The organism is Micromonospora sp. NPDC005173, assembly GCF_040608515.1.
Taxonomy (GTDB): domain Bacteria; phylum Actinomycetota; class Actinomycetes; order Mycobacteriales; family Micromonosporaceae; genus Micromonospora.
In genome coordinates this window covers 72,063-85,254 of sequence record NZ_JBEXIK010000021.1, presented here as the reverse complement: position 1 = coordinate 85,254, position 13,192 = coordinate 72,063, and the positions used below count along the sequence as shown (strand labels likewise).

Annotated in this window: 5 protein-coding genes and 1 pseudogene; 3 read left to right on the top strand and 3 right to left on the bottom strand. The window is 70.6% G+C overall.

The window, feature by feature from the left end:
- Position 1 precedes the first annotated feature (1 nt).
- Positions 2-946: pseudogene (locus ABZV00_RS22740) on the top strand (arginase family protein); the annotation flags it as partial.
- A gap of 539 nt (positions 947-1,485) precedes the next feature.
- Here ABZV00_RS22740 and ABZV00_RS22735 read toward each other — a convergent pair.
- Positions 1,486-3,453, bottom strand: a complete 1,968-nt coding sequence (locus tag ABZV00_RS22735; RefSeq protein ID WP_355609405.1) for a penicillin-binding transpeptidase domain-containing protein — start codon at positions 3,451-3,453, stop codon at positions 1,486-1,488.
- A 288-nt stretch (positions 3,454-3,741) separates the two neighbouring features.
- Here ABZV00_RS22735 and ABZV00_RS22730 point away from each other — a divergent pair, with 288 nt between their 5' ends.
- Positions 3,742-8,823: an NAD-glutamate dehydrogenase gene (locus tag ABZV00_RS22730; protein ID WP_355609403.1), complete on the top strand. Its 5,082-nt coding sequence runs from the start codon at positions 3,742-3,744 to the stop codon at positions 8,821-8,823.
- A 70-nt stretch (positions 8,824-8,893) separates the two neighbouring features.
- Here the strand turns inward: ABZV00_RS22730 and ABZV00_RS22725 are convergent, their stop codons facing one another.
- Both ABZV00_RS22725 and ABZV00_RS22720 read right to left on the bottom strand, forming a co-directional pair.
- Positions 8,894-9,601: a class F sortase gene (locus ABZV00_RS22725; RefSeq protein ID WP_355609400.1), complete on the bottom strand. Its 708-nt coding sequence runs from the start codon at positions 9,599-9,601 to the stop codon at positions 8,894-8,896.
- Between the two features lies 1 nt (position 9,602).
- Complete coding sequence (locus ABZV00_RS22720) at positions 9,603-10,793, bottom strand: hypothetical protein (RefSeq protein WP_355609397.1); 1,191 nt, start codon at positions 10,791-10,793, stop codon at positions 9,603-9,605.
- A gap of 617 nt (positions 10,794-11,410) precedes the next feature.
- Between ABZV00_RS22720 and ABZV00_RS22715 the strand changes: the two genes are divergently transcribed.
- Entirely contained in the window at positions 11,411-13,177 is a 1,767-nt protein-coding gene (locus tag ABZV00_RS22715; protein ID WP_355609394.1) for a glycoside hydrolase family 6 protein, read from the top strand.
- The last annotated feature ends 15 nt before the right edge of the window (positions 13,178-13,192 follow it).

Below are 13,192 nucleotides of genomic sequence, written 5' to 3'. Positions count from 1 at the left end.
CATGATGCGCCGGATCGCCGTCCTCGATGCGCCGACAAATCTTGGTCTGCGGCCGCCGACGTCCACCTCGGTCCCGGGCTGCGGCAAGGCGCCCGGTGCGCTGCGGGACCACGACCTGCTGGCCCGGCTGCGGGCCCGCGACGCCGGCTGCCTCACCCCGCCCCGGTACGACCCGGGCGACTGGCGGCCCGGCGACGGGGTGTGCCACGCCCGGGAGATCGCCGACTACTCGATGGCGCTCGCCGAGCGGATCGGCTCGATCATCGACCGGGGCGAGTTCCCGGTGGTGCTGGGCGGCGACTGCTCGGTGCTGCTCGGCTCGGCGCTGGCCATGCACCGCCTCGGTGAGGCGGTCGGCGGGCGGATCGGGCTCGTCTTCGTGGACGGGCACTCCGACTTCCGGCACCCCGGCAACGCCTCCTACGTGGGTGCTGCGGCCGGCGAGGACCTGGCCCTGGTCACCGGTCGGGGGCAGGCCGACCTGGCCGCGCTGGAGGGGCGTCGGCCCTACTTCCGTGACATCGACGTGGTGGTGCTCGGCATCCGGGCGCAGGACGAGTACCGGCTCGACCTCCAGGCGGCCGGGATCATCACCCGGCCGGTGCCCGCGCTGCGCGCCGAGGGTGCCGCTCGGACGGCTCAGTGGGCGCACGAGCAGCTCGCCGACTGCGCGGGCTACTGGGTGCACATCGACGTGGACGTGCTCGACCCGGCCGTGATGCCCGCCGTGGACGCGCCCGACCCGGGCGGGATCGCCTTCGCCGAGCTGGAGATCCTGCTCGCCGGCCTGGTGGACACTCCGCACTGCCTGGGCGTCGAGCTGACCGTCTTCGACCCCGACTACGACCCGGACGGCTCCTATGCCGCCGAGATCGTCAACACCGTGGTGGCCGGCCTGGCCCCGGTCACCGCCCCGGAGGCGGTACCGCCCCGGTTGCTGTCGGCCCGCCCCGCCGCCCCCGCCCCGCGGCGCGGGAAGGGGCGGCCAGCGGTTGCCCCCGAGCGGCCCGACGGAGCGCGTCCCGCGCCCGTCGACGAGGCGCAGTCCGCCGCGCTCGACTTCGCCGTCGCTGCCGGTTCGCCCGCCGACGGCCCCTCCGGCGTCCGCCCGTCGGGCCGGCCGCGCGGCGTTCCGGCCCCCGCCGAGCCGGAGCCGCTCGGCACCCTGGCGTCGGTGCACGCGGAGCCGGCGGGCGTCGCGGCTCCGGTCGAGCGGGAACCGGTCGGCCCGCCCGCATCGGCCGGCCCGGGTCTGCTGCGGCGGCCCTCGCCAGCCGCCCCGGACTCCACCGACCGCCCCAACGTCGACACGGCCTGACCTACCGACCGCCCGAACGTCGACACGGCCTGACCTACCGACCGCCCCGATGCGGGGGCGGCCGGTGGCCGTGATCGACACGGTATCGGCGATGTTGGGGTGTCCAGTGGCTCGGACACCCCAACATCAGCGACCTCGCGAGTGGATCACCGCAGTGCCTGGGCGGGTCAGCGGGCCGGTAGGGCGCGCAGGAAGCGCTCGGCGATCGGCACGGCCGAGGCGGTGCTGGCGCCGCCCCTCTCCACGAAGACGGCGAACGCGACGTCGCCCCGCCAACCGACGAACCAGGCGTGCGTGTGGGCCGGATTGTCGTCGTACTCGGCGGTGCCGGTCTTGCCGTACACCTCGCCGCCCGGCACGTCCTTGAGCGCGCTGCCGGTGCCGACGGTGACCACCTCGCGCATCATCGTGCGCAGCGCCGCGACCGACTCCGGCTTGAGCTGCTCGCCGGCTGCGGCGGGCTTGGCCGGTGCCGGGTCGATCAGCAGCTTCGGCTGCTCGAACCGGCCTCGGGCGACCGCGGCGGTGGCGCCGGCCATGGCCAGCGGGCTGACCAGCGTGGTGCCCTGCCCGAACGAGGCGGCGGCCTGCTCGGCCGGGCTGCCGCCGGTCGACACCTTGCCGGTGAACGCGTCCGCGCCGAGGTCCCACTGCCCCTCCAGGCCCAGCGAGCGGCCGGCCGCGGCCAGCCCGTCGCCGCCGAGCTTCGGCGCCAGCGCCGCGAACGCGGTGTTGCAGGACTTGGCGAAGTCGGTGCGGAACGGCACCGAGCCGAGCTGGAAATTGTCCGAGTTCTTGAACGAGCGACCGTCGACGGTGAAGGTCTTCGGGCAGTTCACCGGCCCGTCCAGCGTCACCGCGCCCCGGTCCAGCAGGCCCAGCGCGCTGACCATCTTGAACGTGGAGCCCGGCGGCACCTGGGCGGTGAAGGCCAGGTTCTCCCCGGCCGGCCCGGGGCCGTTCGCCACGGCGAGCACCGCACCGTCGCTGATCCGTACCGCCACCAGGGACGATCGGCGGGGCTCCGCACGCAGTGCCCCGTCGGCCGCGTTCTGAGCGGCCACGTCCAGCGTGGTCTTCAGCGCCTGCCCGGGCTGCGGCTCCCGACGGAACAACTCGGTGCCGGTGGGTGCCAGCTTGCCGCCCTCGTCCGGGCGTTCGACCACCACGGTCAGCCCGGGGTTGCCGCGCAGCCGCTCGTCGTAGCGGCCCTGCAAGCCGCCGTGCCCGACCAGGTCGCCGGCGACGTACCGGTCCGGGTGCGCGGCGAGGTCGTCGGCCTGCGCCTGATCGACCGAGCCGAGCAGCGCCCGGGCGAACTCCCGGGTGGGCGCCAGGTCGATCTTGTCGGACTGGAACTTGGTGCCGGGCAGGTCGTAGATCCGGGGCTTGATCTGGAGGTACGCCTCCTCGCGCAGCGACACCACCTCGACGAAGGCGCCCGGCTCGGCCTTCGCCACCCGCGAGGGCAGATCGGTCAGGTCGATCGCGGGGACCAGCGCCGGTCGGATCGCCTTGAAGGCCGCGTCGAGATCCTTGACCAGCTTATTGATGTCGGCGACCCCGTTCGGCTGCACGCCCACCCGGATCACCGGACGCGGTGACACGATCGGCTGCCCGGCGGCGTCCAGCAGCCCGGCCCGGGGACCGGTGTCGCGGCGCAACCCCAGCCGGTCACCCTTCGTGAGCTGCTCGTGCAGCACCCGGGGCTCCCACGTCACCTGCCACTGGTCGTCGTCGCCCTGGACGAGCCGCACCTCCCGGTCGTACGCCCAGCGGGTCTGACCGGGCAGGGTCCACTCCACCCGGATCGGCACGGTCGCGATGTCGGCGGTGACCTTCGGCTCGCCCCGGCGGGTCAGCGTGGGCGGGGTGGCCGCCAGCTCACCGGAGAGCTCCTTGATCTCGCGGCTCACCTCGGCCGCCGGCACCTTGGCGCCGGTCGTGTCGACCAGGCCGACCGCCTGGAGGTCGCCACTGCGCCAGCCGGCCAGAAACGCGTCGACGCTGCGCTGCGGCCCGTCGTCGCCGGAGCAGGCGGCCAGGAGACCGGCGGCGACCAGGGTCGCGGTGAGGGCGGCGATGCGCCGGCGGGCATGGTTCGGCCGGTGGGGCCGGGGGTACGACAGGGGCATGAAGCGGGTCCTTCCAATCTCGGACTGCCCTGCACGGTAGTACGCGGATGGTGTCCTCAACGTCCCGTGATGCGGCCCTACGTGCGGAAAGACGGTCCGTGCCGGTGTGATGAACATCGCGTGGCGGGGTATCCCGCAACCGGCCAACCTCATGACCCGCAACGGGTGAAAGGACAGAGTCCCGATCCGGACGTCTGGCCGGTGGTCCGCCGACGATCGTGCAGAACGGCAGGGCCTAGGCTTGGGCTGAGTGACCCACAACGTGGTGGGTCGAGGGGAGTGGCACCGATGGACCGGCGTCCGGCGATCAAACCGGAACCCGACCTCCGGCAGGATGACTCTGGCCGGGACGACGACAGCTTCGATTCGGCGACCGACGGGGACGGCTACGGCCGACTCGACACGGGAGTGACCGGGCTGACCGGGTCGAGTATCGACACGATCTACGATCTGGGCCTGCCGACAGAGGCGTTGGCCGACGATGTGGAGGACGCCGAGCTCGACGAGCCGGTGCCCAACGCGGAGCGCCTGGTGGCCCAGGCCGTCGCGCTCGCCGGAGACGATCACGACGCGGCGACCCTGGTAGGCCGCTTCTGGCGGTTCGCCCCGGACGAGGAGCTGGTCGGCTTCACGGCGGAGGAGATGCTCGACGCGGCCCGCGCGCACCGGGACCTCGCCCAGCAACGGGTGCCGGGAGAGCTCAAGCTGCGGATCCACGAACCGCACGCGGACCAGCACCACACTGTCGTCGAGTTCGTCACCGACGACATGCCGTTCCTGGTCGACTCGGTGACCGCGCTGCTCAACTCGTACCACCTGGACGTGCACCTGCTGGTGCACCCGCTGGTGGTGGTCCGGCGCGAGCCGCTGGGCCGGCTCACCGAGGTTTCCGCGGACGTCGAACCGGACGACGCGATCGCCGGTGACATCATCGAGAGTTGGATGCGGATCGAGATCGATCCGGTCCGGGACGCCGCGGAGCGGGATCGGTTGCGCCGCGAGCTGCAACGGGTGCTCACCGACGTGCGGGAGGCGGTGGAGGACTGGCCGAAGATGCGTCAGCGGGCCCTCGCGCTCGCCGACGAGCTGGCCTCGGCCCGCACCTCGGACAACCGTCCGCCGGTGCCGGAGAAGGACATCACCGACTCGGTGGAGTTGCTGCGCTGGCTCGCCCAGGACCACTTCACCTTCCTCGGCTACCGCGAGTACCGGTTGGTGGACGCCGCCGGTGGCGGCGGCGCGGACATGGTCGACGGCAAGGCCCTGGAGGCGGTGCTCGGCACCGGTCTGGGCATCCTGCGTTCGGATTCGCCGGAGGCCCGGTCGCTGTCGTCGATGACGCCCGAGGCGCACGAGAAGGTGCTGGAGAAGCGCCTTCTGATCATCACTAAGGCCAACTCGCGCGCTACCGTGCACCGCTCGGCGTACCTGGACTACATCGGCTTCAAGATCTTCAACGAGGCCGGCGAGGTGATCGGCGAGCGGCGCTTCCTGGGCCTGTTCTCCACCGCCGCGTACCGGACCAGCGTGCGGGAACTGCCGGTGGTACGCCGCAAGGTGGCCGAGGTGCTGGACCGCTCCGGCCTGAGCCGGCGCAGCCACTCCGGCAAGGACCTGCTCCAGATCCTGGAGACGTACCCGCGCGACGAGCTGTTCCAGATCAAGACCGACGACCTGTACCACGCGGTGATCGGCGTGCTGCGGATGGCGGGCCGGCGACAGCTGCGGGTCTTCCTGCGCCGGGACGCGTACGGGCGGTTCATCTCCTGCCTGATCTACCTGCCCCGGGACCGGTTCACCACGCAGAACCGGCTCCGCATGCAGGACATCCTGCTGCGCGAGCTGAACGGTGTCGGGGTGGACTACACCACCCGGGTGACCGAGTCGATGCTGGCGCGGGTCCACTTCATCGTCCGTACCGACCCGACCCGGCCGCCCGGTGAGATCGACGCCGACCTGCTCGCCGAGGAGTTGGCCGACGCGACCCGGCTCTGGGACGACGACTACCGGCTGGTGCTGGAGCGCAAGCTCGGCGACGAGCAGGCCAAGCACCTCTTCGCCCGGTACGCCGACGCGTTCCCGGAGGGCTACAAGGACGGGCACACGCCGTACGAGGCGATGAAGGACCTGGCCAAGCTGGAGCTGCTGGAGGAGCCGGGCCAGCTGGAGATGCACCTGTTCCGCAAGCAGCTCCCGCCCCGGCCCGGCACCCGCGTGCCGGGGGCGGACCCGACCGAGGCGATGGACGTCCGGTTCAAGGTCTACCGGTACGGCGAGCCGATGATGCTCTCCGCCGTACTGCCGGTGCTGCACTCGCTCGGTGTCCGGGTGGTCGACGAGCACCCGTACGAGGTGGACCGGATCGACGGCCGGGTGTACCTCTACGACTTCGGCCTGATGCTGCCCGAGGCGCACCAGGAGCTGGCCGAGGTACGCCCGCACGTGGAGAACGCGTTCGCGGCCGCCTGGCGTGGCGAGGCCGAGGTGGACCGGTTCAACGAACTGGTGCTGCGCGGCGGGCTGACCTGGCGGCAGGTGGTGGTGCTGCGGGCGTACGCGAAGTACCTGCGGCAGGCCGGCACGGTCTTCTCGCAGGACTACATGGAGCAGACCTTCATCGCGTACCCGAAGCTCGCCGCGCTGCTGGTGGAGCTCTTCGAGACCCGGTTCGCGCCGGGCGAGCTGAGCACCGAGCAACGTCAGCAGCGCAGCGGTGAGCTGGTGGAGACGATCCGGGGCGCGCTGGACGACGTGGCCAGCCTCGACCAGGACCGGATTCTGCGCTCGTACCTGACGCTGATCGAGGCGACCCTGCGGACCAGCTTCTACCAGAAGCGCGCCGACGGGCGGCCGAAGGCGTACGTGGCCTTCAAGCTCGACCCGCAGGCCATCCCGGACCTGCCGGCGCCGCGACCGAAGTTCGAGATCTTCGTCTACTCACCCCGGTTCGAGGGCGTGCACCTGCGGTTCGGGCCGGTGGCCCGGGGCGGGCTGCGCTGGTCCGACCGGCGGGAGGACTTCCGCACCGAGGTGCTCGGCCTGGTCAAGGCGCAGATGGTGAAGAACACCGTGATCGTGCCGGTGGGTGCCAAGGGCGGCTTCGTGCTGAAGCAGAAGCCGGGCGACCGGGACGAGGCGGTCGCCTGCTACCAGGCGTTCGTCGGCGCGATGCTGGACGTCACCGACAACATCGTCAGCGGGCAGATCGTGCCGCCCGAGGACGTGGTCCGGCACGACGGCGACGATCCGTACCTGGTCGTGGCGGCGGACAAGGGCACCGCGACGTTCTCCGACATCGCCAACGAGATCTCCAAGACCCACAACTTCTGGATGGGTGACGCGTTCGCCTCCGGCGGTTCGGCCGGCTACGACCACAAGAGGATGGGCATCACCGCCCGGGGCGCCTGGGAGTCGGTCAAGCGGCACTTCCGGGAGCTGGGCCTGGACACCCAGACCCAGGACTTCACCGTGGTCGGCGTCGGCGACATGTCCGGTGACGTGTTCGGTAACGGGATGCTGCTCTCCGAGCACATCCGGCTGGTGGCCGCCTTCGACCACCGGCACATCTTCCTCGACCCGACCCCGGACGCGGCCACCTCGTACGCCGAGCGCAGGCGGCTGTTCGAAATGCCCCGATCATCCTGGGAGGACTACAACCCGGAGCTGATCTCGGCCGGCGGTGGCATCTTCTCGCGTACCGCCAAGTCCATCCCGATCACCCCGCAGGTCCGCGCGGCGATCGGCCTGGACGACGACGTCACGCAGATCTCGCCGCAGGAGCTGATGAAGGCGATCGTCACCGCGCCGGTCGACCTGTTCTGGAACGGCGGCATCGGCACCTACGTCAAGGCGTCGAGCCAGACCAACGCCGAAGTGGGCGACAAGTCCAACGACGCGATCCGGGTGGACGGGCGTAGCCTGCGCTGCCGGGTGGCGGGCGAGGGCGGCAACCTGGGCTGGACCCAGCTCGGCCGGATCGAGTACGCGTTGACCGGTGGCCGGATCTACACCGACTTCATCGACAACGCGGCCGGCGTGGACACCTCCGACCACGAGGTGAACATCAAGATCCTGCTGAACACCGCGGTCGCCGACGGGGAGCTGACCACGGCTGCGCGGGACGAGTTGCTGGCCGAGATGACCGACGAGGTCGCGGAGTTGGTGCTGCGGGACAACTACGACCAGGCCCGGGCGATCAACAACGCCCAGGCCCAGGCCGCCTCGCTGCTCCCGGTGCACCGCCGGATGATCAACGACCTGGAGCGCTCGGGCGCGTTGGACCGGGCACTGGAGGCGTTGCCGCCGGACGAGGAGCTGGCGGTCCGCAGCGAGTCGGGGCTGACCGCGCCGGAGTTCGCGGTGCTGCTCGCGTACGTGAAGATCGTCCTGGAGCGGGAGATCCTCACCGAGGGGCTGGCCGACGAGGAGTGGACGACCGAGGTTCTGGTCAACTACTTCCCGACGCCGATGCGCGAGCGGTTCGCCGACCGGATGGGCCGGCACCGGCTGCGCCGGGACATCGTCACCACCGTGCTGGTCAACGAGGCGATCAACCGGGGCGGCATCTCGTTCGTCTTCCGGGTGGTCGAGGAGACCGCGGCCAGCGCGGCCGACGTGATCCGGGCCTACGTGGTGGTCAGCGAGGTGTTCGGGCTGCGCGAGCTGTGGGACGCGGTCGAGGCGCTGGACAACAAGGTTGCGCCGGAACTGCAGACCAGCGTCTACCTGGACACCCGGCGGCTGCTCGACCGCGCGGTGCGGTGGCTGGTGTCCAACCGGCGCTCGCCGATCGACGTGCCGGCCGAGATCGCCCGGCTGCGCGACGGGGTGGCCCGGCTGCTGCCGGGGCTGGAGGAGCTGTTCTACGGCACCGAGCGGCAGGGCATCGTGGCGCACATCGACTCGATGACCGAGCGTGGCCTGCCCCGGGAGCTGGCGGAACGCGCGACCCGGCTCATGTACAGCTTCGGTCTGATGGACGTGGTGGAGACCGCGACCGGCAGCGGGCGGGACGTCAGCGAGGTGGCCTCGGTCTACTTCGTGCTCTCCGACCTGTTCCGGGTGGATTCGCTGCTGTCGAAGATCTCCCTGCTGCCGCGGGAGGACCGCTGGCAGACGTTGGCCCGGATGGCGCTGCGCTACGACCTGTACGCCGCGCTGGCCGCGCTCACCGCGGAGGTGCTCGGCTCGACCCCGGACGAGCTGCCGCCGCACGAGCGGGTGCAGCAGTGGGAGCAGTCGAACGCCACCTCGATCCACCGGGCCCGCCGAGCCATGGGGGAGTTCGACGAGTCGAGGGCGGATCTCGCCGCCCTGTCCGTGCTGCTGCGCCAGATCCGCACCCTGGTGCGGACCTCCGCCGCAGCCTGAGTCGGTACGCCGGACGCGGTCCGGCCGGTCGGGTAACCCCAACCGGCCGGACCGCGTTGGTGTTGGCTGGTCATTCCACCAGGGTGGCGAAGACGACCACGTTGTCCGGGTAGCTCTTGACGGTCTCGTCGAACTGACCGCCGCAGGTCACCACGCGCAGACCGGCCCGGTCGTTCGGCCCATAGACCAGCTCGTTGGGGAAGGACGTCTTCGGGTACGACTTCACCGAGTCGACCCGGAAGGCGACCGGTTTTCCGTCCGCCCGCCCCACGGTGATCCTGTCGCCCGGGACGAGGGAGCCGAGGTCGAAGAAGACGGCCGGGCCGAGCTTCGCCGAGTCCACGTGCCCGACGATGACCGCGTTACCGGTCTCGCCGGGGCTCACGCCCGGCTCGTACCAGCCGGCCTGATCGGCCTTGCTCAGCGGAGGGACCTGGACGGTGCCGTCCGGGTTGGTGCCCAGCGACATGATCGTCGCGTTGACGCCGATCCGGGGGATCTCGATCGTCGTCGCTGCGGAGCGGGCCAGTCCGGCCGGAGCGTCTGCCTGCGCGACGGATTCCCCGTCGACGGGAGGGACGCCGGTGGCGGTGACCGTCGGCCCGGTGACCTCGGGACCGGCCTGGGCCAGTGGCTGCGGCGGGCGGGGTGCGGGCGTGGTCTTCAGGGAGGCACCGATCATGCCGGCGCCGATCATGGCCAGGGTGACGACGGCGACGGCCGCGCCGGCGGCGCGCCACGGTTTCCCGTGACGGCCGCCGGCCCGTGTCGTCGTCATGTCAGACGAGCGAACCATCGGTCCGCCGACGACGCATCAGCACGATCCCGCCCAGCGCGGCAGCGCCGAGCAGGCTCGCCCCACCGGTAGCCAGGCCACGGTCGGTGCCGGTGCTGGCGCCACCGTCACCACCGTCGACCCCGCCGCGGGGCAGGACGACGAGCTCACCCTCGCCGCACGAGCCCTTGAGCTCGTGGCGACCCGGACGGGCGTCCTTGTCGACCTTGGCCTCGCCGTAGTAGACGAAGTCCTTCTTGTGCTCCCAGTCCTTCTTGTCGTGGTCCTTGGAGTCCCGGTCCTTCTTGTCTTCGTCCTTGGAGTCCCAGTCCTTCTTGTCGTGGTCCTTGGAGTCCCGGTCCTTCTTGTCTTCGTCCTTGGACTCCCAGTCCTTCTTGTCGTGGTCCTTGGAGTCCCGGTCCTTCTTGTCGTGGTCCTTGGAGTCCCGGTCCTTCTTGTCTTCGTCCTTGGACTCCCAGTCCTTCTTGTCCTGGTCCTTGGAGTCCCAGTCCTTCTTGTCGTGGTCCTTGGAGTCCCGGTCCTTCTTGTCCTCGTCCTTGGACTCCCAGTCCTTCTTGTCGCGGCTGTCCTCCGCGTCCTGGCCGTGCTCCTCGCCCTTCCAGTCCTTGCTGCCCTCGTCGGCGGCAGCGCCGCCGCCCTGGCCGTAGCGCTCGCCGTTGGGCGGCTGCGGCTTGCCCGTGCCGTTCTCGTCCTTGCCGTGCTCGTCCTTGTCCTTGTCCTTGTCGTCCTTGCCGTTCTCGTCCTTGCCGTCGTGGTCCTTGCCCTTGTCGTCCTTGCCGTGCTCGTCCTTGTCCTTGTCCTTGTCGTCCTTGCCGTGCTCGTCCTTGCCCTCGTGGTCCTTGTCCCTGTCGTCCTTGCCGTGCTCGTCCTTGCCGTGCTCGTCCTTGTCGTCCTTGTCGTCCTTGCCGTGCTCGTCGTGCACCGGCTTGAGCTTGACCTTGCCGGTGACCTTGGACCACACGAACGCGTGCTCCTGTCGCTCCGAGCAGATCTCGAGGAGCTTGACCTCGTCGCCGGCCTTGACCACGTGCGGCTTGGCGAACACCTTGCCGTCACGGTCCTTGCCGTCGTCGTGGTGACCGTCAGCGAACGCGATCCCCGGCGCGAACACCAGCAGCGACGCGCTCCCGAGCGCGGCGCCCGCAACGACCTTCCCGAGCATCTTCTTAGCCATGACCTGCGTCACTCCATCCCTGTTGTCCTGAGCCCGGCGACAACCGAGCTACGACCGACGTTAGACCGTTTCATGACCTTTGAAGCGAAAGATTCGTGTTTTGGCGGTTGCTGTTGGTAGGTGGCAAAGGAGGCACTGCGCGGCTTTCGCCGCAGTGAGTGCCGTCTCAGGCGCGGCACGCCGTTGCGAGCGGCCCGCGCTGTTCCGCGCTCGCTGTGCCCTGCCCGTCGTGCTCATCCGGTAGGGGTGAGCACGGTGCCGCTCGTGCCGCTCGGGCCCGGCTCGGCGGTATCGTCCGACTCGGGTCACGGGCCTCACCATGGGAACGCATCGAGCCATTGCCATGGAAGCGCTCCCATGCAAGAATCGGCGCACGCGGTTCGGGGAGCCACACCGCGCAGGCAGGGAGTCGAGGGCATCCGGTCCACCGGACGACATCCCGCCGCCGATTGACCGCCCGGCCGCGTGCCGGTCGTTCACCACCACCACCACGCCCGTCCGGGTCGGGCACCCCCGAAGAATCCCGTTTGGCGCCGGCGGCCGTCCGTCCAGGACGCCCACCGGGCCGTCTCGCCGGGCCGTACGCGAGCCCGGTCTCGCCCAAGGAGATCAGTGGCATGAATGTGTGGAGAAGGCTGTCCGGCCAACGCCGGGCCCTCGCGCTCGCCGGCGCGGGCGTCCTGGTCGCCGGCGGGTTGGTGACCATTCCGGTCACCGTCGCGCACGCCGCGACGCAGTGCGACGTCGCTTACACGACGAACGACTGGCCCGGTGGCTTCACCGCGAGCATCACCCTCAAGAACCTCGGCGACCCGGTCAACGGCTGGACCCTCGGCTGGACCTTCCCGAACGCGGGCCAGCGGGTTCAGCAGGGCTGGTCGGCCGAGTTCACCCAGTCCGGCAGCCAGGTCACCGCACGCAACCTGTCCTACAACGGCAGCCTCGCCACCGGTGCCTCGATCAGCCTCGGCTTCAACGGCGCGTGGAGTGGCAGCAACCCCAAGCCGACGTCGTTCACCCTCAACGGGGTGACCTGCAACGGCGGCACCACGCCGCCCCCAACCACCCCGCCGCCGACCACGCCACCCCCGACCACCCCGCCGCCGACCACGCCGCCGCCCGCCGGCAGCAAGGTGGACAACCCGTACGCCGGGGCGCGGGGGTACGTGAACCCGGAGTGGAAGGCCAAGGCGGACGCCGAGGCGGGTGGCAGCCGGATCTCCAACAACCCGACCGCCGTCTGGCTGGACCGGATCGCCGCCATCAACGGCACCCCGGACAGCAGCTCCAACGGCGCTTTCGGGGTACGGGACCACCTGGAGGAGGCGCTGCGCCAGGGCGCCGGCTACATCCAGTTCGTGATCTACAACCTGCCCGGCCGGGACTGCGCCGCGCTCGCCTCCAACGGTGAGCTGGGCCCGAACGACCTGCCCCGCTACAAGGCCGAGTACATCGACCCGATCGCCGCGATCCAGGCCGACCCGAAGTACCGGAACCTACGCATCATCAACATCATTGAGATCGACTCGCTGCCGAACCTGGTGACCAACACCTCGGGACAGCCGGGCGGTACGGCCATGTGCGACACGGTCAAGGCCAACGGCGCGTACGTCAACGGCGTCGGCTACGCCCTGACGAAGCTGGGCGCGCTCGGCAACGTCTACAACTACATCGACGCCGCGCACCACGGCTGGATCGGCTGGGACAGCAACTTCGGCCCGACCGCCGACATGCTCAAGAGCGCCGCGGTCGCCTCCGGCAGCACGGTGGCGAACGTGCACGGCTTCATCGTCAACACGGCCAACTACTCGGCTCTCCGCGAGCCGTACGTCAAGATCACCGACTCGGTCAACGGCCAGTCGGTGCGGCAGTCCAAGTGGGTCGACTGGAACTTCTACGTTGACGAGCTGTCCTTCGCCCAGGCGTTCCGGCAGAAGCTGGTCCAGGTCGGCTTCGACGCCAACATCGGCATGCTGATCGACACTTCCCGCAACGGCTGGGGCGGCTCCGCGCGGCCCACCGGACCGGGCGCGACGACCAGCGTGGACACCTACGTCAACGGGGGTCGGATCGACCGCCGGATCCACGCCGGCAACTGGTGCAACCAGTCCGGTGCGGGCCTCGGCGAGCGGCCCCGGTCGGCGCCGGAGTCCGGCATCGACGCGTACGTCTGGGTGAAGCCTCCGGGCGAGTCGGACGGCTCCAGCGAGCTGATCCCGAACGACGAGGGCAAGGGCTTCGACCGGATGTGCGACCCGACCTACGGCGGCAACCCCCGCAACGGCAACAGCGCGACGGGTGCCCTGCCGAACGCGCCGATCTCCGGTGCCTGGTTCTCCGCCCAGTTCCAGGAGTTGATGCGCAACGCGTACCCGGCGCTCTGACCGGCTCGCTCCCGC